Source organism: Kitasatospora sp. NPDC059673, assembly GCF_042734215.1.
Taxonomy (GTDB): Bacteria; Actinomycetota; Actinomycetes; order Streptomycetales; family Streptomycetaceae; genus Kitasatospora.
The window spans coordinates 22,814-44,728 of record NZ_JBHWEN010000004.1 but is presented as its reverse complement, the minus strand read 5'-3'; the positions used below and the strand labels follow the sequence as shown (position 1 = coordinate 44,728).

Annotated in this window: 22 protein-coding genes and 3 tRNA genes; 10 read left to right on the top strand and 15 right to left on the bottom strand. The window is 72.4% G+C overall.

Annotated elements, in window-relative coordinates; genetic code table 11:
• Nucleotides 1-84: 84 nt before the first annotated feature.
• Complete coding sequence (gene hrpA, locus ACFV18_RS06615; RefSeq protein WP_380479971.1) at nucleotides 85-4,059, bottom strand: ATP-dependent RNA helicase HrpA; 3,975 nt, start codon at nucleotides 4,057-4,059, stop codon at nucleotides 85-87.
• Between the two features lie 201 nt (nucleotides 4,060-4,260).
• On the opposite strand from hrpA, the gene ACFV18_RS06610 reads away from it, so the two are divergent.
• The 5 genes from ACFV18_RS06610 to ACFV18_RS06590 all read left to right on the top strand — a co-directional run bounded on the left by ACFV18_RS06610 (nucleotide 4,261) and on the right by ACFV18_RS06590 (nucleotide 8,192).
• Nucleotides 4,261-4,626 (top strand): hypothetical protein, encoded by a 366-nt coding sequence (locus tag ACFV18_RS06610; protein WP_380479969.1) that lies wholly within the window; start codon nucleotides 4,261-4,263, stop codon nucleotides 4,624-4,626.
• A gap of 67 nt (nucleotides 4,627-4,693) precedes the next feature.
• Complete coding sequence (locus tag ACFV18_RS06605) at nucleotides 4,694-5,863, top strand: hypothetical protein (protein ID WP_380479967.1); 1,170 nt, start codon at nucleotides 4,694-4,696, stop codon at nucleotides 5,861-5,863.
• 137 nt (nucleotides 5,864-6,000) lie between these two features.
• The gene (locus ACFV18_RS06600; protein WP_380479965.1) at nucleotides 6,001-7,212 is read left to right on the top strand and encodes a hypothetical protein; all 1,212 of its coding nucleotides are present in this window, start codon (nucleotides 6,001-6,003) and stop codon (nucleotides 7,210-7,212) included.
• Nucleotides 7,213-7,345: 133 nt separating this feature from the next.
• Nucleotides 7,346-7,714: a VOC family protein gene (locus tag ACFV18_RS06595; RefSeq protein ID WP_380479963.1), complete on the top strand. Its 369-nt coding sequence runs from the start codon at nucleotides 7,346-7,348 to the stop codon at nucleotides 7,712-7,714.
• A gap of 43 nt (nucleotides 7,715-7,757) precedes the next feature.
• Nucleotides 7,758-8,192 (top strand): PGPGW domain-containing protein, encoded by a 435-nt coding sequence (locus ACFV18_RS06590; protein WP_380479961.1) that lies wholly within the window; start codon nucleotides 7,758-7,760, stop codon nucleotides 8,190-8,192.
• 193 nt (nucleotides 8,193-8,385) lie between these two features.
• Here the strand turns inward: ACFV18_RS06590 and ACFV18_RS06585 are convergent, their stop codons facing one another.
• Genes ACFV18_RS06585 through ACFV18_RS06570 form a run of 4 tightly spaced genes read right to left on the bottom strand, consistent with a single transcriptional unit; the run spans nucleotide 8,386 to nucleotide 11,341 of the window.
• Complete coding sequence (locus ACFV18_RS06585) at nucleotides 8,386-9,075, bottom strand: oxygenase MpaB family protein (RefSeq protein WP_380479959.1); 690 nt, start codon at nucleotides 9,073-9,075, stop codon at nucleotides 8,386-8,388.
• Nucleotides 9,076-9,106: 31 nt separating this feature from the next.
• Nucleotides 9,107-10,339 (bottom strand): MAB_1171c family putative transporter, encoded by a 1,233-nt coding sequence (locus ACFV18_RS06580; RefSeq protein WP_380479957.1) that lies wholly within the window; start codon nucleotides 10,337-10,339, stop codon nucleotides 9,107-9,109.
• On the bottom strand, nucleotides 10,332-10,907 hold the full coding sequence (locus tag ACFV18_RS06575; RefSeq protein WP_380479955.1) for a hypothetical protein: 576 nt from the start codon (nucleotides 10,905-10,907) through the stop codon (nucleotides 10,332-10,334). The genes ACFV18_RS06580 and ACFV18_RS06575 overlap by 8 nt, the downstream gene beginning before the upstream one ends.
• Nucleotides 10,904-11,341 carry a helix-turn-helix domain-containing protein gene (locus ACFV18_RS06570; protein WP_380479953.1) on the bottom strand — a complete coding sequence of 146 codons (438 nt, stop codon included), beginning with the start codon at nucleotides 11,339-11,341 and terminating at the stop codon, nucleotides 10,904-10,906. The genes ACFV18_RS06575 and ACFV18_RS06570 overlap by 4 nt, the downstream gene beginning before the upstream one ends.
• A gap of 408 nt (nucleotides 11,342-11,749) precedes the next feature.
• On the opposite strand from ACFV18_RS06570, the gene ACFV18_RS06565 reads away from it, so the two are divergent.
• Entirely contained in the window at nucleotides 11,750-12,778 is a 1,029-nt protein-coding gene (locus ACFV18_RS06565; protein ID WP_380479951.1) for a glycosyltransferase family 2 protein, read from the top strand.
• Here the strand turns inward: ACFV18_RS06565 and ACFV18_RS06560 are convergent, their stop codons facing one another.
• The gene (locus ACFV18_RS06560) at nucleotides 12,779-13,045 is read right to left on the bottom strand and encodes a hypothetical protein (RefSeq protein ID WP_380479949.1); all 267 of its coding nucleotides are present in this window, start codon (nucleotides 13,043-13,045) and stop codon (nucleotides 12,779-12,781) included.
• 110 nt (nucleotides 13,046-13,155) lie between these two features.
• Between ACFV18_RS06560 and ACFV18_RS06555 the strand changes: the two genes are divergently transcribed.
• Nucleotides 13,156-13,740 carry a TetR family transcriptional regulator gene (locus ACFV18_RS06555; RefSeq protein ID WP_380479947.1) on the top strand — a complete coding sequence of 195 codons (585 nt, stop codon included), beginning with the start codon at nucleotides 13,156-13,158 and terminating at the stop codon, nucleotides 13,738-13,740.
• A 47-nt stretch (nucleotides 13,741-13,787) separates the two neighbouring features.
• Here ACFV18_RS06555 and ACFV18_RS06550 read toward each other — a convergent pair whose 3' ends face one another.
• From ACFV18_RS06550 to ACFV18_RS06530, 5 genes are all read right to left on the bottom strand, one after another.
• A complete protein-coding gene (locus ACFV18_RS06550) occupies nucleotides 13,788-13,928 on the bottom strand; it encodes a hypothetical protein (protein ID WP_380479945.1) in 141 nt (46 codons plus the stop codon).
• Nucleotides 13,929-14,082: 154 nt separating this feature from the next.
• Nucleotides 14,083-14,156, bottom strand: a tRNA-Phe gene (locus ACFV18_RS06545).
• A 27-nt stretch (nucleotides 14,157-14,183) separates the two neighbouring features.
• Nucleotides 14,184-14,257 (bottom strand) — tRNA-Asp (locus ACFV18_RS06540).
• A 42-nt stretch (nucleotides 14,258-14,299) separates the two neighbouring features.
• Nucleotides 14,300-14,372, bottom strand: a tRNA-Glu gene (locus tag ACFV18_RS06535).
• 107 nt (nucleotides 14,373-14,479) lie between these two features.
• A complete protein-coding gene (locus tag ACFV18_RS06530; protein ID WP_380480396.1) occupies nucleotides 14,480-14,821 on the bottom strand; it encodes a metallopeptidase family protein in 342 nt (113 codons plus the stop codon).
• 181 nt (nucleotides 14,822-15,002) lie between these two features.
• Between ACFV18_RS06530 and ACFV18_RS06525 the strand changes: the two genes are divergently transcribed.
• From ACFV18_RS06525 to ACFV18_RS06515, 3 genes are all read left to right on the top strand, one after another.
• Nucleotides 15,003-15,527: a hypothetical protein gene (locus ACFV18_RS06525; protein WP_380479943.1), complete on the top strand. Its 525-nt coding sequence runs from the start codon at nucleotides 15,003-15,005 to the stop codon at nucleotides 15,525-15,527.
• A gap of 281 nt (nucleotides 15,528-15,808) precedes the next feature.
• Entirely contained in the window at nucleotides 15,809-17,947 is a 2,139-nt protein-coding gene (locus ACFV18_RS06520) for a DEAD/DEAH box helicase (RefSeq protein WP_380479941.1), read from the top strand.
• A 166-nt stretch (nucleotides 17,948-18,113) separates the two neighbouring features.
• On the top strand, nucleotides 18,114-18,929 hold the full coding sequence (locus ACFV18_RS06515) for a TIGR02452 family protein (RefSeq protein WP_380479939.1): 816 nt from the start codon (nucleotides 18,114-18,116) through the stop codon (nucleotides 18,927-18,929).
• 4 nt (nucleotides 18,930-18,933) lie between these two features.
• Here the strand turns inward: ACFV18_RS06515 and ACFV18_RS06510 are convergent, their stop codons facing one another.
• From ACFV18_RS06510 to ACFV18_RS06495, 4 genes are all read right to left on the bottom strand, one after another.
• Entirely contained in the window at nucleotides 18,934-19,233 is a 300-nt protein-coding gene (locus ACFV18_RS06510) for a hypothetical protein (RefSeq protein ID WP_380479937.1), read from the bottom strand.
• Nucleotides 19,234-19,416: 183 nt separating this feature from the next.
• Nucleotides 19,417-20,322 carry a phosphorothioated DNA-binding restriction endonuclease gene (locus ACFV18_RS06505; RefSeq protein ID WP_380479935.1) on the bottom strand — a complete coding sequence of 302 codons (906 nt, stop codon included), beginning with the start codon at nucleotides 20,320-20,322 and terminating at the stop codon, nucleotides 19,417-19,419.
• Nucleotides 20,319-21,020 (bottom strand): tyrosine-protein phosphatase, encoded by a 702-nt coding sequence (locus ACFV18_RS06500; protein WP_380479933.1) that lies wholly within the window; start codon nucleotides 21,018-21,020, stop codon nucleotides 20,319-20,321. Before ACFV18_RS06500 ends, ACFV18_RS06505 begins: the two co-directional genes overlap by 4 nt.
• Nucleotides 21,021-21,113: 93 nt before the next feature.
• On the bottom strand, nucleotides 21,114-21,866 hold the full coding sequence (locus ACFV18_RS06495; RefSeq protein WP_380479931.1) for an SDR family oxidoreductase: 753 nt from the start codon (nucleotides 21,864-21,866) through the stop codon (nucleotides 21,114-21,116).
• Between the last annotated feature and the right edge of the window lie 49 nt (nucleotides 21,867-21,915).

Below are 21,915 nucleotides of genomic sequence, written 5' to 3'. Positions count from 1 at the left end.
TCCTTGCCCGCCTGCTCTCGCCTGCGAACAAGACAGATCGTACTGCATCACGACCCCCCAGGTCGAACCGGCTCCCGACGGGCCTCAGAGGGTCGCCGCGGCCGCCTCCATCGCCTTCAGGATGCGTTTCTCGGAAACCGGCGTCGGCGTGCCCAGCCCCTGTGCGAAGAAGCTCACCCGCAGCTCCTCGATCATCCAGCGGACCGCCCGGATCTCCGCCGACGGCTCCCGGCCGGCCGGCACCCTCGCCAGCAGCTCGCCGTACGCCTGCTGCACCGCCTGCACCTTCAGCAGGTTCTGCAGGTCGCGCTGCGGGTGGTCGGGCAGCGCCTCCAGGCGGCGGTCCACGGCGATCAGATAGCGCTTCAGATCGCCCAGGCGCTGCCACCCGGTGCCGGTGACGAAGCCCGGGTGCACCAGCGAGGCCAGGTGCAGGCGGACGTCGTTCACCGCGGACAGCAGCACCGGGCTGGAGACCGACTTCAGCCGGTTCGAGGCCCGGTGGAAGGCGATCAGCGCCGCCGCGGTCTTCAGCGTGGTGTCCGCGGACAGCTCGTACAGGTCCGCCCGGACCTTGTCGTACAGCGCCGTGAACGCCTCCGAGTCCCAGGCCACCCCGCCCGACAACGTCATCAGGCGGTCTGTGGCCGCCGCCACGATGTCCTCGAACAGCGCCGGGATCGAGCCGTGCGGGTTGTACGACAGCGCCAGCTTGGCCTGGTTGCCCAGGCGGCCCTGGATCGACTTGGCGGGCGAGTTGATCTGCAGCATCAGCAGCCGGCGGGTGCCCTCCCACATGGCGCGCTGCTGGGCCTCGGGGGTGTCGAACAGCTTGATGCCGACGCTCGCGCCCTCGTCCACCAGCGCCGGGTAGGCGCGCAGCGAGTGGCCGCGGGTGCGCTGCTCGAAGGTGCGCTGCAGGACCGGCAGGTCGGTGGGCCAGGCGGTCAGGCCGGTGCGCTCGATGCCGCGGCCGGACGCCGCGCTGGACAGCGTCGCCGACAGCTTCGGCCGCAGGCCCTGGCGAAGCTCCTCCAGATCCTTGGACTCGGCGAGCTTCCGCTTGCCGTCCACCACCCGGAAGGTGACCTTCAGGTGGTCGGGGATCCGCTCCTCGTCCCAGGCCTCCGGCGGGATCGGCAGGCCCGACATCCGGTGCAGCACCCGCTCCAGGGTGGGCAGCAGCGGCTCCTGGCGGTCGGTCAGCTCGCGCATCGCGGCCCGGGCGTAGTCCGGGGCGGGCACGAAGTTGCGGCGGATCGCCTTCGGCAGCGAGCGGATCCAGGCGGTGACCAACTCCTCGCGCAGGCCCGGGATCTGCCAGTCGAAGCCGTCCGCGACCACCTGGTTGAGCACCGCGAGCGGGATGTGCACCGTCACGCCGTCCGCGTCGCTGCCCGGCTCGAACTGGTAGGTCAGCGGGAAGCGCAGCTTGCCCTGCTGCCAGACGTCCGGGTAGTCGGCCTCGGTGACGCCGTCCGCGGAGTCGTTGATCAGCATCGACTTCTCGAAATTGAGCAGGTCTGGCTGGTCGCGGCGGGTCTTCTTCCACCAGGCGTCGAAGTGCCGGGCGGAGACGATGTCCTCGGGCAGGCGGGCGTCGTAGAAGTCGAACAGGGTCTGGTCGTCCACCAGGATGTCCCGGCGGCGGGCCCGGTTCTCCAGCTCCTCGACCTCGTCGAGCAGCTTGCGGTTCTCCGCGAAGAACTTGTGGTGGGTCTCCCAGTCGCCCTCCACCAGGGCGGAGCGGATGAACAGCTCACGGCACAGTTCGGGCTCGACGCGGCCGTAGTTGACCTTGCGCTGGGCGACGATCGGCAGGCCGTACAGGGTGACCTTCTCGTAGGCCAGCACCGCGCCGGCCTTCTTCTCCCAGTGCGGCTCGCTGTAGCTGCGCTTGATCAGGTGCGGGGCGAGCGGCTCCACCCACTCCGGCTCGATCTTCGCGTTGATCCGGGCCCACAGCCGGGAGGTCTCCACCAGCTCGGCGGACATCACCCAGCGCGGCGGCTTCTTGAACAGCCCCGACCCCGGGAACACCGCGAACCGGGCACCCCGGGCGCCCGCGTACTCGCGCTTCTCCACGTCGAACAGGCCGAGGTGGGAGAGCAGGCCGGAGAGCAGCGCCTGGTGGATCCGGTCGGCGTCCGGCTCGGCATCGTCGTGCGGTTCTTCGATGGTGACGCCGAGCTGCTTGGCGATGGTGCGCAGCTGGACGTAGACGTCCTGCCACTCCCGTATCCGCAGGTAGTTGAGGAACTCGGACTTGCACATCCGGCGGAACGCCGAGGAGGACAGCTCCTTCTGCTGCTCCCTGACGTAGCGCCACATCGCCAGGTAGGAGAGGAAGTCGGAGGTCTCCGAGTGGAAGCGGCGGTGCCGCTCGTCGGCGGCCTGGCGCTTCTCTGCGGGGCGTTCGCGCGGGTCCTGGATGGACAGCGCGGAGGCGATCACCATCACGTCGCGGACGCAGCCGAGGCGGTCGGCCTCCAGCACCATGCGGGCCATCCGCGGGTCGACCGGGAGCTGGGCGAGCTTGCGGCCGAGCGGGGTGAGGCGCTTGCGGTGGTCCTTCTCGGCCGGGTCCAGGGCGCCCAGCTCGTGCAGCAGGTTGACGCCGTCCTTGATGTTGCGGGAGTCCGGCGGGTCGAGGAACGGGAAGGCGGCGATGTCGCCGAGGCCCGCCGCCGTCATCTGGAGGATGACGGAGGCCAGGTTGGTGCGCAGGATCTCCGCGTCGGTGAACTCGGGGCGGGAGAGGAAGTCCTCCTCCGAGTACAGCCGGATGCAGATGCCGTCCGAGGTGCGGCCGCAGCGGCCCTTGCGCTGGTTGGCGCTGGCCTGGCTGACCGCCTCGATCGGCAGGCGCTGGACCTTGGTGCGGTGGCTGTAGCGGGAGATGCGGGCGGTGCCCGGGTCGATCACGTACTTGATGCCGGGGACGGTCAGCGAGGTCTCGGCGACGTTGGTGGCGAGCACCACCCGACGCTGTGTGGAGCGCTGGAAGACCCGGTGCTGTTCGGCGGAGGAGAGCCGGGCGTACAGCGGCAGGATCTCGGTGAACTTCAGTTTCAGCTTGGTCAGCGCGTCGGCGGTGTCGCGGATCTCGCGCTCTCCGGAGAGGAACACCAGGATGTCTCCCGGGCCCTCGGACTGGAGCTCCTCGACCGCGTCGCAGATCCCCTGGATCTGGTCGCGGTCCCGGTCCGGTGCAGTGTCCGCATCGTCCTCGGCATCACTGTCGTCGAGGATCGGCCGATAGCGGACCTCGACCGGATACGTGCGGCCGGAGACCTCGATGATCGGGGCGTCGTCGAAGTGTTCGGCGAAGCGTTCCGGGTCGATGGTGGCCGAGGTGATGATCACCTTGAGGTCGGGGCGGCGGGGGAGCAGCTGCTTGAGGTAGCCGAGCAGGAAGTCGATGTTCAGGCTGCGCTCGTGCGCCTCGTCGATGATCAGGGTGTCGTACTGGCGCAGGTCTCGGTCGGTCTGGATCTCGGCCAGCAGGATGCCGTCCGTCATCAGCTTGACCAGGGTGTCCTGGCCGGCCTGGTCGGTGAACCGGACCTTCCAGCCGACGGCCTCGCCGAGCGGGGTGTTCAGCTCCTCGGCGACGCGTTCGGCGACCGTGCGGGCGGCGATCCGGCGGGGCTGGGTGTGGCCGATCAGGCCCTGCACGCCGCGGCCGAGCTCCAGGCAGATCTTCGGGATCTGGGTGGTCTTTCCGGAGCCGGTCTCGCCCGCCACGATCACCACCTGGTGGTCGCGGACGGCGGCCAGGATCTCGTCCTTCTTCTGCGCGACCGGCAGTTCCTGCGGGTAGCGGATCTCGGGGACCGCCGCCCGGCGGTCGGCGACCCGCAGTTCGGAGCGGTCGAAGTCGGCGGCCAGCTCGGCCAGGATCTTCCCCCGGGCCTCGGCCGAACGGACCTTGCGGGTGCCCTCCAGGCGGCGGCCGAGGCGCTGCATGTCGCGCAGCATCAGGCCGGGCAGCCGGGCGGCCAGCTCCGCGAGCGTGGGGGCGGGCTGCGGGGCTACGGGAGAACTCACTGCGGGCATCCCTCTAGGTTGCATAAAGTCGGGGCCGGGGCGCACCTCGGTTTTGTTACGAGCCTCCAGTGTCACAGGCGCGGCGGGCGGACCGCGAACACCCGCCCGTAGGTCAACCGCAGGTATTGACGGGCACCCGCCCGTTTCGCTCGGAGGCAGTACTGACTAGCCTTGGGAGGAACGGTTTGACGGGGAACAGGGGGAGTTCTGATGGGCATTCTGGGCGACATAGGCAACGTGGTCAGCGACGTCGGTGACTTCGTCGGTGACGTGGCCAAGGTCGGCAAGGACATCGTCATGGCGCCGGCCGAGATCGCGCACTGGGCGCTCGGCAAGATGTTCGGCGACGCCGACGCCGAGCTCAACAAGATCGCGCAGGAGCTGGCCGAGATGGCCAAGCAGGTCGAGCAGCTGGGCGGCGACGTCAACTCGCTGCTGTCGCACATGTCCTGGCACGGTGCGGCGGCGGACGCGTTCACCGCGCACGCCCAGGGCCGGGTGCGGGAGCTGAACGGGGTCGCGGACGAGCTCAACCAGCTCGGCGACTCGGTGAAGCGCCTCGCCAGCGTGTTGTGATCCGGATCCGGACGGCGGAGATCGTCCGGGGCCGGGCCACGGACGGAGAACGAGGGGACATCCTTCGATGACGGGGAAGATGTTCGGCTTCCGGCCGGAAGAGCTGGTGCGGATCCAGCGCGACTTCGAGCAGCTCAACCAGCGCATGGCGGAGATGACCAAGAAGGTCGGGCACATCGGCGAGACCGTCGCGAAGGCGGCGGCCACCGATGTGTTCTCCGGTTTCATCATGGGAGTCGTCGGGGCGGGTCCGGTGCTCGCCGAGGTGAAGCGGGATGTCGACGACATCAGCAGCAAGGCCGAGGCGCTGATGCGGACCAAGGACAAGCTCACCCGCGAGCTCGGCGAGGACGCAGCGAAGATCAAGAAGCTCATCGCCCACTACGAGGCGGTCGAGAAGAAGATCGCCGACGAGATGAACAAGCCCAAGGGCGACGAGAGGCCGCAGCCCGGGTCCCCGCACACCGGCATCGACGGTGTGGGCAACGGCGGCGGCAACAGCGGGGGCGGTGGCGGCGGCGGTCACGCCGAGCAGCCGAAGTCCCCGAGCACCGGTATCGACGGCGCCGGCCACGGCGGCGGCGGTGGCAGCACCGGTGGTGGCGGGAGTCACACGCCGCAGCCGAAGTCGCCGAACACCGGCACCGACAGCGGCGGTGGCACCGGCACGCCGGCCGGCGGGCCCGGTGGGAAGCACGACGGGCCGAAGCTCAAGGACCGCTCTACCGGTGACTGGAAGACCAAGATCATCAACGGCAGCGGCTGGGACTCCTGGTCCGGCAAGAAGCACAAGAAGAACGGCGAGGGCCTCGGTGTGAAGGCCAGGCCCAAGCTGGAAGGGCTGTCGCCGGAGCGCAGGGCCATGGTGGAGCGCGCACTGGAGCGCGCCGAGCACAAGCTCGGCTACAGCCAGGGCGCCGTCACCAACGGCTACCGGGTGGACTGTTCGGGCCTGGTGTCCTGTGCCTGGGGCCTGCCCGGCCCGGGTCTGAACACCATCGGGCTGATGCAGGGCAACGTGTCGCACCACATCGGCAAGAACGACCTGCAGCCGGGTGACGCGATGATCTCCAACGATCACACGGTGCTGTTCGGGGGCTGGGTGGACGCCGCCCACACCCGTTACATCGGCATCGAGGACAGTGGCGACGCGGGCATGGTCTCCAGGGAGATCCCCTACCCGTACTTCCACGGTGGCTCCGCGTACCAGCCGTACCGCCGCAACGGCGTCGACTGACGCGTACTCACCGCGCGGGGCCCGGCCCGGGGTTGACCACCCCCGGCCGGGTCCCGTGCTGTCCGCTGCGAGAGAATCGGGACAGTCTTGGGGCGAACGGCCAGGGGGGCCGTCGCCGAGGTAGGGGGGCGTGTGCGATGACGGGGAAACAGTTCGGCTTCCGGCCGGACGAGCTGGTGAAGATCATGCGGGACTTCGAGCAGCTGAACCAGCGCATGGCGGAGATGACCCAGCAGGTCGGGCACATCAAGGCCACGGTCGCGAAGGCGGCGGCCACCGATGTGTTCTCCGGTTTCATCATGGGAGTCGTCGGGGCGGGTCCGGTGCTCGCCGAGGTGAAGCGGGATGTCGACGACATCAGCCACAAGGCCGACGCGCTGATGAAGACCAAGGACAAGCTCACCCGCGAGCTCGGCGAGGACGCGGCGAAGCTCAAGAAGATGATCGCCCGGTACAACGAGGTCGAGCAGGGCATCGCCGACATCCTCAACAAGCTGCACGGCGAGGACAAGCCGCAGCCGAAGTCGCCGAGCACCGGCATCGCGGGCGTCGGCAACGGCGGCGGCGGTAGTGGCAGCGGTGGTGGCGGGAGCCACCCGGAGCAGCCCAAGTCGCCGAACACCGGTGGCGACGGCACCGGCGGGCACGGCGGCGGCAGCACGGGCGGTGGCAGCACGGGCGGCGGCAGCCGCGCGCCGCAGCCGAAGTCGCCGAACACCGGCGGCGGGGACACCAGCGGCAACGACGGCTCCGGGATCTCCACCCGCCCGGGCGGCCTGCACGACGGCCCGAAGATCAAGGACCGGTCCAGCGGCGACTGGAAGACCAGGGTGATCAACGGCACGGGCTGGGACGACTGGTCGCCCACCCACAAGTGGCACCCGCGCAACGGCCAGGGCGGCGGCGTGGTGGACCAGCCGCACCTGGACGGGGTCTCCGACGAGCGCAAGGCGATGGTCGAGCGGGCGATGGAGCGGGTCGAGCGCAAGCTCGGCTACAGCCAGGGCGCCGTCACCAACGGCTACCGGGTCGACTGCTCCGGCTTCGTCTCGGCGGCCTGGGGCCTGTCCACCGACGGCGGCGGCACCTCGACCGGCCCGCTGATCAGCGAGAGCGCCGGCATCGCGCACCACATCAACAAGAGCGACCTGATGCCCGGCGACGCGCTGGTGATCCACCACGAGAGCGGCGACAAGAACCAGCACGTGGTGCTGTTCGGCGGCTGGGCGGACGCCGCGCACACCAAGGCGATCATCCTTGAGGACTCCGGCAGCAACGGCTGCATCTCGCACGAGGTGTCGATGTCGAAGCTGTCCGGTTACACCGCGATCCGCAAGAACGGCATGTGACCCGGCCGGCGTTCCCCCGACCTGCGGGTCGGGGGAACGCCGCAGGTCAGCGGCTCTTGACCTGAAGCACGCTTGAAGTCCTACCGTCGAGGTGCGTGAGATCACCCCGCTCCGGAACGAGAGGCCGTGCACCATGCCGATAGAGCTCAACCACACCATCGTGGCCGCCCGGGACCGACAGGCCACCGCCGACTTCCTGACCGGCCTGCTCGGCCTGCCCGACGCCGAAGTCCACGAGCCGTTCCTGGCCGTGCAGTTGGGCAACCGCGTGACGCTCGACGTGATGACCGTCGCGGGCCCGATCACGCCGCAGCACTACGCGTTCCTGGTCTCCGAGGACGAGTTCGACGCGATCTACGGCCGGATCCAGGCGCAGGGCCTCACCCACTGGGCCGACCCGTTCTCCCAGCAGCCCGGCCGGATCAACCACTGGAACGGCGGCCGCGGCGTGTACGTGAAGGACCCGGACGGGCACAGCATCGAGGCGCTGACCAGGCCCTGAGCACGCTTGCCTGTTCGCCCGGCGATCCGGTTACCGTGGAGTGATGAGCGAACAGCAGCGGCCGGCATTCGAAGCGGACCCGGACACCGTCCACCCAGTGGCCAGGGTGGCCCTCGGCGCGGCCGGGGTCACGCTGGTCTCGGTCGGCGTGGTGCTGCTGGTGCTGCCCGGGCCCGGCACGCTGCTCCTGCTGGCCGGGCTGATTCTGCTGGCCCGGGCGATCCCGGCGCTGTCCCGGTTCGTCGAGCCGGTACGGGTGCGGGCGATGGCGGGCGTCGAGGCCAGCGTCGCCTCGCGCTGGCGGATCGCCGGCTCGGTGCTGGCCGGGCTCGGGCTGATCGGCGCCGGCGTCGCCGCGGTGCTGGTGCCGAGCCTGCCGCTGGCGGGCTGGCCGACCGGGCTGAGCCTGATGCTGTCGGGCCTGATCCTGCTCGGCCTGATGGTCTGGAGCCACCGCCGGGTGCACGGCTCGCGCTGAGCTTCGGCCGGCGGGCCGGGCAACCCGGCGGGCCGGGCGGGCGGGACGCGAACAGGCGGGGCGGGGGATGTCGAGGGCGGCGCGCAGCAGGGCGCCCAGCAGAGCGGTGGCGAGGGCCGGGGCGGGCGGACTGTGGGTGCGCCGTGAGGCGTTGGCGGCTTCTGCGCGCGCAGCGGCCAGGCGGGGCGGGCAGTCAGCGGGCCAGTCGGAAGGCGAGGGCGGCGGCTGCGCGCAGCGGCCAGGCGGGGCGGGGGACGTCGAGGGCGGCGCGCAGCGGGGCGTCCAGCAGGGCGGTGGCGAAGGCCGGGGCGTGGCGGGCCAGCGGGCCGGGCAGGCGGGACGCGAACAGGCCGGAGACGGACTGCCACAGGGCCCGGCCGGCCGGGCTGGGGGCGAACCGGGCGGCCTCGAACTCGCGCATCCAGGCGGCGATCCGGTCCAGGTCCGGGCCGGGCAGCGCGGGCAGCTCCAGGGCGGCGGCCAGCTCGGCCTGGAAAGCGAACGCGGCCTTTCGTTCGGCGGGCGTCACACGGCCGCCCCGGGCGGTGAACTCCACCGGGCAGACGGTGAAGCAGGCCAGCACGTAGCGCATCAACTCGGCGTCCACGCCCGGCAGTCGGTGCATCGCGGCGAGCTCGGCGACGATCTCCCGGCCGGCTTCGCTGTCCACTCCGTGGCCGATCAGCGCGAACATCATGGCCCCGGTGGCCTTCGCCCGGGCTTTCGGCGCGGAGGCCAACTTGCCGGTGGCGGACAGTACTTCGGCGATCTCCGGGACGGCGAAGGTGCGTACGAAGCCGAGTGTCAGGCCGACCCGGGCCCGCTGCGGGGCCCGGTGCAGCACCAGCGCGGCGAACGCGTCGCGGGGCGGCCCGGCTGTCACGACTGCCCGGGCCGTCACGGGTGCCCGGCGGTCATGAGCGGTCGGCCAATGCCCGCTCCAGCAGCGGGGATTGCAGGAAGGAGGCGACCAGCACCAGGTGGGCGCGCTCCTCGGCGGGGTCGGCGTCCAGGCCGGGCAGCACCGGCTGCTCCTCGCGCGGGCGCGGCACCGTCCCGGCGGCCAGCGCGCCGACCGCGGAGCGCAGTGCGGCGGCGACCACCAGCGCGTCCCGCTCCTCGGGGCCGAGCGCGGCTTCGGCGGCGGACCGTTCGGCACCCCGGACCGCCGCCGGGTCGATCCACGGGCGCAGCGTCAGCTGGCCGTCGCGGATCTCCAGGCCGCGCCGGGTGGTGCGCCACTCCAGGTCGCGCAGGGCGGCGCGTTCGCGCCAGGCGGGCGACGGCGGGCCCTCCAGGGCGAGCCGGCGGTCGGCCCGGTAGACCAGGTCCCACAGCGGGCGCAGCGCCCGGAAGTCGGCCCGGCGGCGGGTCCAGGCGGCGCCGGCCGGGCCGGCGAAGCCGAGGGTGATGCCGACCGCGCCGAGCGTGGCGAAGAGCGGGCCGAGCGCGGTGCTCAGCCAGTCGACGTCATTGACGCCGGCGTACGCGAGAGCGATCGCGGCGAGCTTGCACACCACGTAGCCGCAGGCGGTGAGCGCGCCGGCGGCCAGCAGCCGGATGCCGCGGCGCAGCCAGCCGGCGGGGAGCCGGGCGGCGTGGCCGAGGCAGACCCGGCCGATGTCGATCAGCGCGAAGGCGTACAGGCCCTGGTAGATCGCCAGGAACAGGGCGGTGGCGGTGCGCGGGGCGAAGGTGGTGTCGAAGGTGAGCGGCGTCTCGGGCCGGTACGGGCCGCCGATCAGGAAGAGTGCCACCAGCACGGGCACCAGCGCGGCGAACACGGCGGTGCGGCGGCGCACCCGGCGGCGCAGCCGGTCGTCCAGCGGCGCCCACACCTCGGTGCCGGAGCGCTGCTCGGGCGGCGCCCAGACCAGCGCCAGGACCACCGCGCCGGCGGAGAAGCCGACGATGCCCAGGTAGACCAGCAGGGTGGCCAGGTTGCCGACGCCGGTGAGGTGCCCGATCGCCCGGTACAGCAGCGGGGAGGCCAGCAGGAAGGCGGTGGCCGGCGAGGCGATCGCCAGGGCGACCACCAGCAGGCCGAAGGACGGTTCGCGCCGCCAGGCCCGCAGCTTCAGCCCGGCCACCACCCAGGCGGCCGCGCCGATGCCCAAGTAGACCAGGTTGTAGGGCAGTTCAGACATGCTGTCCCTTGCGGTGCTCCAGCGCGGGGGCGAGCTGCGAGGTGGTGCCGGCCCCCGGGGCGAGCACCAGGGCGCGCATCAGCTCGGCGCCGAGCACCTCCGCCTCCTCCTCGGCGGCGTCGTCGTAGTGCGAGCGGCCGAGCACCAGCCGGAGCATCTCCGGGTCGATGGTGGGCAGTTCGACCAGCGACGGGTCCTCGTCCGGCGACGGCGGCTCGCTCAGGTGCCCGCACAGCAGGTGCGCCAGCTCGTGGCAGACGATGTGCGCGCGGTGCAGCCCGGAGGTCTCCTGCTCGACGTGGATCACGTCCTCGGCGGACAGCCGCTCCACGAAGCCGGACGGCTCGCCGACCTGCATCCGGCGCGGCGCGATCCGGATCGGCCGGTCCAGGTGGGCGGAGACCGCTCCGCACAGCTCCTCCACGGTGCTCAGCGGCGGCAGGCGCAGTTCGCGCGCGACCGCCCGCATCCGGCGGCGGGTCCGCCCGAGACCGCTCCCCACACCCCGCACGTCGACCCCCTCCGGGAGCCGCCAGTGTCCCAGCGGCACCTGCTGACGCTCCGTCACGTGACTGGTCCGGCCTCGTCCGACTGGCCGGTCGGCAGGCCGACGGCCCGCCGCAACTGCTCCACAATAGTGAGTGCGGCGTCCTGCATCTCCGGCGGCAGGCCGGCCGCCCGCATGGCGATCCGCTCCACCCGGGCGTCGCGCAGCGCCTCGATCCTGCGCAGGTCGCGCTCGACCGCGCTGGCGGTCTCCGAGTCGGAGAAGTAGTCCAGCGGGACGCCGAAGAACTTGGCGATCCGGACGGCGTTCTCCAGGCTCGGCTTCTGGGTGCCCTTGCGCAGGTTGCCGATGTACGTGCCGCTCAGCCCGGTGCCTTCGGCGATTTCGGAGTCCCGCCAGGGCCGGCCGAGGTCCTTGGGGTAGATCACCGCTATCAGACGCCGGAAGCGGCTGGCGAAGTCCGGTGCTTCGGCGCGGGAGGAGTCCGTGGGCATGTGCCGGATCATAGAGGGTCTTTACCCCCGGGCGTATCCCATCGATAACACCGTTCTGAACGATCGTTGGGGGATTGGTGCCGAAACCGTGCGGACAGGCCACCGTGGGCGTTGGTTCGTCACTCTTGAATCCACGATAGTTGACACGGTGTGGGCGGATCGGCAGGATCGGCATTCTGATGCTCGGGCGCCGTTGCCCCACGGGGGTGGGCAGCGGCGCTCGTTCGGCGGGTTGCCGTGCGCCCTCGCGCGCACGCCCCGCGGGCCGGGGCTCGCCGCTCCGCCTCCTTCACGTCATCTCCCGTTTCCGACACGGCAGTTCCGCGCCGATACGCTCCCCGCGTCCTCGCCCGGCGCCCGTCCGCCAGCACCACTCGGGCGCGCCCCGCCCGAAAGGCCGCGCTGCCGATGGTCCCCCGACTCTCCGTCGTCGTCCCGGTGTACAACGTCGAGCGGTACCTCGTCGACTGCCTGGACTCGATCGCCGCCCAGAGCTTCACCGACTTCGAATGCGTCCTGGTGGACGACGGCTCCACCGACACCAGCACCGCCCTCGCCGAGCAGTACACCGCCCGCGACCCGCGCTTCCGGCTGCTCCGCCAACCCAACCTGGGCCTCGGCGCCGCCCGCAACACCGGCGTGCGCCACCTCACCCCCGGCACCGAGTACCTGGCCTTCGCCGACAGCGATGACACCCTGCCCCCGCACGCCTACCGGCTGATGATCAGCACCCTGGACGAGACCGGCTCCGACTTCGCCGCCGGCAACGCGCTGCGGCTGCGCGGCACCGGACTCGAACCCTCGCACGCGCACCGCCGCCCGTTCGCCGAGACCCGGCTGCGCACCCACATCGGCCAGCTGCCCGCCCTGGTCACCGACCGCACCGCCTGGAACAAGGTCTACCGCCGCTCCTTCTTCACCGCGGCCGGCCTCCAGTACCCCGAGGGCATGCTGTACGAGGACGCCCCCGTCAGCGTCCCGCACCACTTCCTGGCGAAGAGCGTCGACGTGCTGTCCGAGCCCGTCTACCACTGGCGGATCCGCGAGGACGGCGACCGCTCCATCACCCAGCGCCGCACCGACCCGCGCGGCCTGGCCGACCGGGTGCGCTCCATCGAACTCGTCCGCGGCTGGCTGCTGGACCGCCCCGAACCCGCCTTCCGCGCACACCTGCGGGCCTACGACCACAACACCCTGGTCGAGGAGATCCCGATGTTCTTCTGGACCGTCCCCGACGGCGACCGCGACTACCGGCACGCCTACCACCGGCACGTCACCCGGCTGCTCAGCGCCATCGGCCCCGAACACCTCGCCGCGCTCCCGCCCGTCCTGCGCCTCAAGTACCGCCTCACCGTGGCGGGCCGCCTGCACGCCCTGTCCGGCGTCCAGCGCGCGCACCGCCGGGTCCGCAACACCCGCAAGGCGCTGCGGCGTTGATCACCGGGTGCGCCGCCGCAGCAGCGCCACCCGGGCCTTCAGCAGCGCCGGGACGAACAGGTACACCACGGCGGGAACCACCACGCCGGTGATGACCAGCACCCGCAAGGGCGCCGGCAGGCCGTCCAGCGACGGCCCGAGCAGCATCTGGGCGGTCGTGATCGACGGGAAGACGGCGAGCCAGGTGATCAGGGCACGGACGTGCACCGACGGGGCGGGGTGGGTGGTGACGGCGGCGGTTGCGGCGGTGGCGGCGGTCTCGGCCATGACGGTCTCCTCGGGGCGCGGGCGCGTACCGCGACGGTAGCCAACCAACTGGTTGGCGTCAACCATCCAGTTGGTTGGCATGCCGTCCCCTGCCGCCCTACGCTGAGCGCATGACCCAGGAACCGACGTCCACCAAGCAACGGCTGCTCGCCGCCGCCAGGGAAGAGTTCGCCGCGCACGGCATCGCGGGCGGCCGCGTGGACCGGATCGCGGAGCTGGCCGGCGTGAACAAGGAACGCATCTACGGCTGCTTCGGCAGCAAGCAGAAGCTCTTCGACCAGGTCGTCGCCGCGGCCCTGGACGAACTCACCGAAGCCGTCCCGCTGCAGCCCGGCGACGACCCCGCCGAATACGTGGGACGGGTCTACGACTTCCACCGGGCCAACCCCGTCCTGATCCGGCTCTGCCTCTGGGAGGGCCTGCACTATCGCGACGCCGCCCTGCCCAACGAGGCCCGGCGCGCCACCCACTACGAACAGAAGGTCGCCGCCCTCGCCGCGACCTTCGGCACCGAGGCGTCCCCGCAGGTCGCCGCCTGCCTACTGAGCCTGATCGGCCTCGCCGCCTGGCCCACCGCCGTCCCCCAGATGACCCGCCTCGTCCTCGGCACCACCCAACCCGACCTCCGCGCCCACGTCGTCGAATTCGCCCGCCAGGCCCTGACCGGCTCCCTCCCGATCCCCACGGACACCTGACCCCCCGCCAGGGCCGTCGGCCGGCGGGCCGGGCGTTCGAAGGCGTGTCAGAAAGGCTGCCCTGCGGCCTCGCGGGCCGTCAGTTGATCACTTCGACGGCGCAGCGGATGCGAGATCCGGCTCGCGCAGGACTTGCCGACGGGCCGTTCGCCCCGGGCCTCCCGCTGCACGGCGAGGATGTCGGCCATCGACACGTCGCTCGACAGACTCTCGCGGACGACCCACTGTCGGCGCTGACCGGGTGGCGCGCCGCGGTTCGGGGCCGTTGGCGTTGGCGTCAGTGGACGCGAAAATGCCCCCGAAGCGAGCTGCTTCGAGGGCATCGTGCCTGGTCAGGCGATGTGGCCAGGGCCGGGGTCGAACCGGCGACCTTCCGCTTTTCAGGCGGACGCTCGTACCAACTGAGCTACCTGGCCGTACTGCACCGTCTCTTGCGAGACGAGCGATCCCGACGGGACTTGAACCCGCGACCTCCACCTTGACAGGGTGGCGAGCTAACCAACTGCTCCACGGGACCTCATGCGGATTGCTCCGCACAGGACCTTACTACGGTACTGCGTACCCCCAACGGGATTCGAACCCGTGCTACCGCCTTGAAAGGGCGGCGTCCTGGGCCACTAGACGATGAGGGCTTGCGGCCCTTCCGGCCGGTTTGTCCGGCGTTCGGGGACGTCGAGAAGCATATGGGATGCCGGGCGGGAACGCCAAAACGGATTTCGGGGGCGGGCGTGGCGGGGGTTCAGGACCAGCCGAGTCCGTGGAGTTCGTCGTCGTCGAAGCCGAAGTGGTGGGCGACTTCGTGGATGACGGTGATGCGGACCTCCTCGACGGCCTGCTCCCGGGAGTCGCAGTGGCGGAGGGTCGGGCCCATGTAGATCAGGATCCGGTCGGGGAGGACGCCGGCGTACCACTCGCCGCGTTCGGTGAGCGGGATGCCCTCGTAGAGGCCGAGCAGTTCGGGGGTGGCGGGATCGGGTTCGTCCTCGACGAAGACCGCCACGTTGTCCATCATCGCGGCCAGCTGCGGCGGAATCTGGTCCAGCGCGTCGGACACCAGCGCCTCGAACTCGTCCCTGGTCATCTCCACCCGTCCATTGTCGGAGGTCCGTTGACGCGACGCCAGATGATCCGTGCGGTGCGCCCGCGGGGGCGGCGTGCGGCTGATGCTCGGCGGTTGCCCGTGTCCCGGCGGGGCGGACGCGCGTTGGGCACCCGAGAACGAATGGGCGGCCCGGGCGGGCCGTGCGGGAGGTGGCTCGGTGATGGCGGTTGGGTCGGCGCGGCGACGGGTGACGGCGGGGGCGGCGATGGCGGCGATCGCCGCGTTCGGACTGAGCGGCTGCATGTCGGTGGGTGCGCAGCCGCCCGCCGGGCCGGACCGGGTGAAGCCGACCGGCGCGGGGACGGCGACCACGCTCAAGGCCGGGGTCGGTACCGGCGGCCACCAGGGCGGGCAGCACGGGGAGCGCGGCGGCGCGCCGAGTGTTGACGGCGCGTCACCCGGCGCGGTGCCGTCCCCGGGCGGGCACGTGCCGGGCCCGACGCCGCCCGCCGTCGGGCTGCAGGGCGCTCCGGTGCCGGTGCCGGGAACGAACGCCGGCACTCCCGGGCCGAGCGGCACGCCCGCCGGGCCGGGAACGCCCCCGCCGACCCCGACCGGTGGCGGCAGCGCGTCCTCGCCGACCCCGCCGCAGCCCAGTGCGCCGGAGCCCTCGCACTCGGCGAAGCCCTCGCCGACGCCCAGCGGGACGCCCGTGGAGCCCAGCGAGTCACCGTCCGGGCACTGACCGCGGCGGCTGCTCCGCGGCGGGTGCTTCGCAGTCGGTGCTCCGCAGCCGGTGCCGGAAGCGGCGGCGGGGCCTTGCTTCAGGGCGTTGGCCAGGGGATTTGCCTCTGATCCGTAGGCTCCCCTATGGTGGTAGATCGTTCGTTTGATCCTATTTGGCTGGCGCTCCTTACACCTTTGAGCGCCCTTGGCGCGTTCCGGCGATCCGTGGCTGACCGCATAGAGGCGGTATTTCCAACAGACCCCCGGACTTTGGCGCGTGCCACTTCCGGAAGGTTTTGCATGTCTCTCGTTGACGACGCCCGCTTCGCCATGCCCGCGAACGGCTCCGACGCCGCCGACACCGACTCTCTCGACACCGACACGCTGGACGCGGAGCTCGCCGAGCTGACCGACGCCGGCGACGCCGCGGAGGCCGACACCGCCGACGCCGAGCCGACCATCACCTTCGGTGACCTGGGCCTGCACGACGAGGTCGTCCGGGCGCTCGCCAAGCGCGGCGTCACCACCCCGTTCCCGATCCAGGCCGCGACCATCCCGGACGCGCTGGCCGGCAAGGACGTCCTCGGCCGTGGCCGCACCGGCTCCGGCAAGACCCTGAGCTTCGGCCTGCCGCTGCTGACCCGCCTGGCGGGCGGCGAGCGCACCAAGGCCAAGCACCCGCGCGGTCTGATCCTGGTCCCGACCCGCGAGCTGGCCATGCAGGTCGCCGACGCGCTGGAGCCGTTCGGCTCGGTGCTCGGCCTGCGCCTGAAGGTGGTCTGCGGCGGCACCTCGATGTCCAACCAGATCTACGCCCTGGAGCGCGGCGTGGACGTGCTGGTCGCCACCCCCGGCCGCCTGCGCGACCTGATCAACCGCGGCTCCGCGAAGATGGACGAGGTCGAGATCGCCGTCCTCGACGAGGCCGACCAGATGGCCGACATGGGCTTCCTGCCCGAGGTCACCGAGATCCTCGACCTGGTGCCGGCCGGCGGCCAGCGCCTGCTGTTCTCCGCCACCCTGGAGAACGAGATCGACACCCTGGTCAAGCGCTACCTGAAGAGCCCGGTCACCCACGAGGTCGACCCGTCGGCCGGCGCGGTGACCACCATGACCCACCACATCCTGGTCGTGAAGCCCAAGGACAAGGCGCCGATCACCAACGCGATCGCCGCCCGCAAGGGCCGCACCATCATCTTCGTCCGCACCCAGATGGGCGCGGACCGGGTCGCCCAGCAGCTGCTGGAGGCCGGCGTGAAGGCCGACGCGCTGCACGGCGGCATGACCCAGGGCGCCCGTACCCGCGTCCTCGGCGACTTCAAGGACGGCTACCTCAACGTGGTCGTCGCCACCGACGTCGCCGCCCGCGGCATCCACGTCGACGGCATCGACCTGGTGCTGAACGTCGACCCGGCGGGCGACCACAAGGACTACCTGCACCGCTCCGGCCGCACCGCCCGGGCCGGCCGCTCCGGCACCGTCGTCACCCTGGTGCTGCCGCACCAGCGCCGCGGCGTGTTCCGCCTGATGGAGGACGCGGGCGTGGACGCCTCGCGCCACATCCTCGACCACGCCTTCGACGCCGAGGTGGCCCGGATCACCGGCGCCCGCTCGCTGGTCGAGGTGCAGGCCGAGAGCGCGTCGGGCATCGCCGGCGCCGCCGAGCGCGAGGTCGCCGAGCTCACCCGTGAGCTGGAGCGCGCCCAGCGCCGCGCCACCGAGCTGCGCGAGGAGGCCGACCGTCTGGCCGCCCGCGCCGCCCGCGAGCGCGCCGAGCTGGGCATCGAGGACGAGGTCGAGACGGACGAGGCGACCGCCGAGGCCGGCACCGAGACCGCCGAGCAGCCGGCCGCCGCGGCCGAGCCGGCGGCGGAGGAGCGCACCCCGTCCTACCGCGAGGCCCGCAACGAGCGCCCCGCCTACAACCGCGACCGCGAGGACCGTGGCGGCCGTGGCTTCAACCGCGATGACCGTGGTGGCCGTTCGTTCGGTGACCGTGAGCGCGGTGGCTTCAACCGTGAGGAGCGCGGCGGCCGTTCGTTCGGTGACCGTGACCGTGGCTTCAACCGTGACGACCGTGGTGGCCGTTCCTTCGGTGACCGTGAGCGCGGTGGCTTCAACCGTGAGGAGCGCGGCGGCCGTTCGTTCGGCGACCGTGACCGTGGCTTCAACCGTGACGACCGTGGTGGCCGTTCCTTCGGTGACCGTGAGCGCGGCGGCTTCAACCGTGAGGAGCGCGGCGGCTTCAACGGCGGCGACCGCGGCGGCCGTCCGTTCGCCCGCCGCGACGACCACCGCTCCGGTGGCCGTCCGCAGGGTGGCTTCAACCGTGACGATCGTGGTGGCCGTTCCTTCGGTGACCGTGAGCGCGGCGGCTTCAACCGCGAGGAGCGTGGTGGCTTCAACGGCGGCGACCGCAAGCCGCGTTGGAAGAACTGACGCTCTGCCTGAGCACTGACCGGGCCCGCTCCACTTCGGTGGGGCGGGCCCGTCCGCGTTCCCCGGCGGGCCGGTCGGCGTTCCCCGGCGGGCCCGTCCGCGTTCCCCGGCGGGCGGGCGGAAATACGTTGGTCGGGGCGGAAGCCGACGGGCTAGCGTGCCCGGCATGAGCAACAGGCAGCGGGCACTCGCCACGCAGAACGAGGAGATCGCCGACCGGGGCGAGTACCGGTGCACGGACGGGACGGCAGTGCGGATCGCCGAGGAGCTGGCCGAGGCCCGCGCCGGGACGGTGTCCTACCCGCCGGAGGCCGAGTTCGGGGCCGGGCCGGGCCCGCTGCGCGGGGCCGCCGAGGTGACGGGGGAGGGCAGCATGCAGGCCGCCCAGCGGCTGGTGGCGGACGGCGGGCGGAGCGTCGCGGTGCTGAACTTCGCGTCCGCGCGCAACCCCGGCGGCGGGTACCTGCGCGGCGCCAAGGCCCAGGAGGAGGACGTCTGCCGCGCCGCGCTGCTGTACCGCTGCCTGCTGGAGGCCCCCGACTACTACGAGGCGCACCGGGCCTCCACGGACCTGCACTACAGCCACCGGGTGATCTGGTCGCCGGGCGTGCCGGTGATCCGGGACGGGCACGGCGAGCTGCTGGCCCGCACGCACCGGGTCGGCTTCCTCACCTCGCCGGCGCCCAACGCGGGCCAGCTGGCGCTGCGTTCGCCCGGCCGGGCGCTCGACCTCGGGCCGGTGCTGGCCGAGCGGGCCGCCCGGGTGCTGGCGGTGGCCGCCCGGCACGGGGCGCGTGAACTGGTGCTCGGCGCCTGGGGCTGCGGGGTGTTCCGCAACGACCCGGCCGAGGTCGCGGACGCGTTCGGGCAGGCGCTGGACGCGTGGGGCGCGGCCTTCGACCGGGTGGTGTTCGCGGTCTGGGACCGCAGCGTTCCCTCGGCGAACCGGGCGGCCTTCGAGGCGCGGTTCGCCGCCCGCTGAGGAGTTACTCGCCGGTGGCCAGCACCGAGGCGGTGGCCACCACACCGGTGACGGTGAGGACGGCCGGCCAGGCGCCGATCTTCTTCGCCAGCGGGTGCGAGCCGCCGAAGGCCGCCAGGTAGAGCGTGGTCAGGCCGGCCGCGACGGGCGTGCCCGAGCGGCGCTGCCAGCGCACGGCGGCCGCCGTCCCGGCAACGGCCAGAACGGCGCCGCCCAGCTCACGCCGGCCGCTGAACCGGGCGGTGGCGTAGCCGCCGATCAGACCGGCGGCGGCGACGGCGGCGGTGACGGGGAAGCGGGCCATGGGACGGACTCCTTCGGACGGCTGGTGGACACCTGCGCGGACGGCTCCGACACCGGACCGGACGCACCGCCCACGGTAACGCGCCCAACAAGCCGAGCCACCGGGAGGGAACGGCAGCGCCCGCCACCGGCGCGTGGACGCCGCCACCCGCCCCGGCGCACCCCCTCACGACCCGAGCCCGGGTCAGTGCTGGAAGACGTGCGCGGTGTGCCAGCGGCGGTACTCCTCCTCCACGCCCAGCGCGGGGTCGGCCGGCTGCGCGGCCGGGGTGCCGTCCAGCGCCAGGACCTGGGCACCGAGGCCGTCGGCGGGCGTGTAGTGCGGTGAGACGGCGACGGTCAGGCGGTTCGTCAGTCCGAGCACACCGCAGTCGAACAGGGCGTGGTGCAGGGCGCACAGGGCGAGACCGTTCTGCACCACGTCCGGGCCGCCCTGCCCGTGGGCGTGGACATGGGCGGCCTCCACCCCGACCGGTACACCGCCGAGCCGGCCCCCGAACCGGCAGAAGGCGCAGGCGTGTTGGTACAGCTCCAGCACCGCCCTGGCGAACCTGCTGTCGCGCACCCGCCGGGTGGCGGTGGTCGTCCGGTACCGTTCCTCGCCGAGCGGGTGGGTCAGGTGCTGGACGGCCTGCTCCAGACCGCTGGGGTCGGCCTCGGCGAGCAGCAGGGTGATCGCGGGGCCCCGCACGGCCGGGTCGAGCAGCAGGCGTTCCACGTCCGGGCGCAGCCTGCCGCGGGCCCCGAGCCCGATCAGCCGGTCACCGCCCGCTTCGCGCGGGAGCGGCCGGGACCAGCGGTCGGTGGTCTCCCAGAGTTCCTCCTCCAGCCGGACGAACGGCAGCGCGGCGCGTTCCCGGGGATCGGCCCGGCCGGACGGGGCGTACCGGGCGATCAGTTCGCCGAGCGGCTCGGCGACGTCCTCGAAGGTGGTCTCGCTGGTGCCCGCCGCTGCCAGTTGCCCGATCAGATGGAGCAGCAGCAGTGGTTTGTGCGGCGCCTTGCCGCCCCCCGCCAGGCCGGAGCGCCGTAGTCGCTTCAGCGTGGCCAGCAGTTCGTCGGAGGTGCGGGGCGGATTGCGGACCGTCATGCCGGGCGCAGGGTGCGCAGTGCGGCGAGGTCCTCGGTGTTGGCGCCGTGGTTGAGGAGGTAGGTGTCGAGGGTGCCGTGGAGTTCCTCGATGCGGGCCAGGGCGGAGGCCAGGTGGGTGGCTTCGACGGGGCGGGAGAGGCGTTCCGCGCCGGCGGCGTCCAGGTAGGGGACGGGGCCGTTGTCGAGGCCGAGGCCGAGGTTGGAGCGGAGGAAGTCGGCGGTGACGTCGGCCGCCGGCAGGCCGGCCAGGGTCTGCAGGACGGCGATGGTCAGGCCGGTGCGGTCCTTGCCGACGGCGCAGTGGACCAGGACCGGGGAGCCGGTGGCCAGCGCCCGGACGGCGGCGGCGACGGCGACGCCGCCGGTCTCGGCCATGAACGGGTAGAGCGCGGCCTGGTCCTCGGGCCAGGCCAGCTCGGTGGTGGCCGGGTCGGGGAGCATCGGTGCGTGCAGGTAGTGGACGTCCTCGCCGATCGGGCGGTCGGGCCAGTGAGCGAGCTCGGCGATGCTGCGCAGATCGACGACCGTCCGGATGCCGAGTTCCGCCAGGCGGGCCGCGCCCTCGTCGGTGAGCCGGTTGAGGCTCGCCGAGCGGTAGAGCAGCCCGGGGCGGTACACGCCCGCTCCGGCGTCGCGGAGGTTGAGCACGTCGGGGATGTCGAGGAACGGCGCGGCGGCGATTTCGGTCTCGGTCATGCCGCCCACCGTAGGGGCGGTGGGCGGCGACGCGCCGGGGCGTTGACCGAACCGGTATCGCGGCAACGCGTGATGTTCATACCTGGCGGCGGGTCAGCGGCCGCCGGCCACGTCCAGGAAGGAACCGGTGATGTAGGAGGCGCCGGGGGAGAGCAGGTACAGGATCGCCTCGGCCACCTCCTCGGGCTGCCCGCCGCGCCCCATCGGCAAGTTGGGGGCGACCCGGTCGACCCGGCCGGGCTCGCCGCCGAGCGCGTGGATGTCGGTGTGGATCAGGCCGGGCCGGACGGCGTTCACCCGGATTCCCTCGGCCGCCACCTCCAGCGACAGGCCCCGGGTCATCGAGTCCAACGCGCCCTTGGACGCCGCGTAGTCCACGTACTCGCCCGGCGATCCGAGCCGGGACGCCGCCGAGCCGACGTTGACGATCGCCCCGCCCCGGCCGCCGTACCGGGTGGACATTCGGCGCACCGCTGCGGCCGCGCACAGGAACGGGCCGGTGATGTTGGCCGCCCAGATCCGGTTCAGCCGGTCCTCGTCGAGCTCGTCCAGCCGGCACTGCTTCTCCAGCGTGCCCGCGTTGTTCACCAGCGCGGTGAGCGGCCCGAGTTCGCGCTCCGCGGTGTCGAACAGCCGCTCCACCTCGGCGGTGGTGCTGACGTCCGCCCGGACCGCGACGGCGGTACCGCCCGCGGCGCGGATCCGTTCCACCACGCCGTCCGCCGAGGCCTGGTCGGCACGGTAGTTGACGCACACCCGGTAGCCGCGTTCGCCCGCCAGCAGGGCGGTGGCTGCTCCGATGCCGCGCCCGCCGCCGGTGACCACCAGTACTTCGTCCTGTGCCATGCCGCCCGCTCCCTTCGTCCACGGAACCGATACGACCGACGGTAGTCCA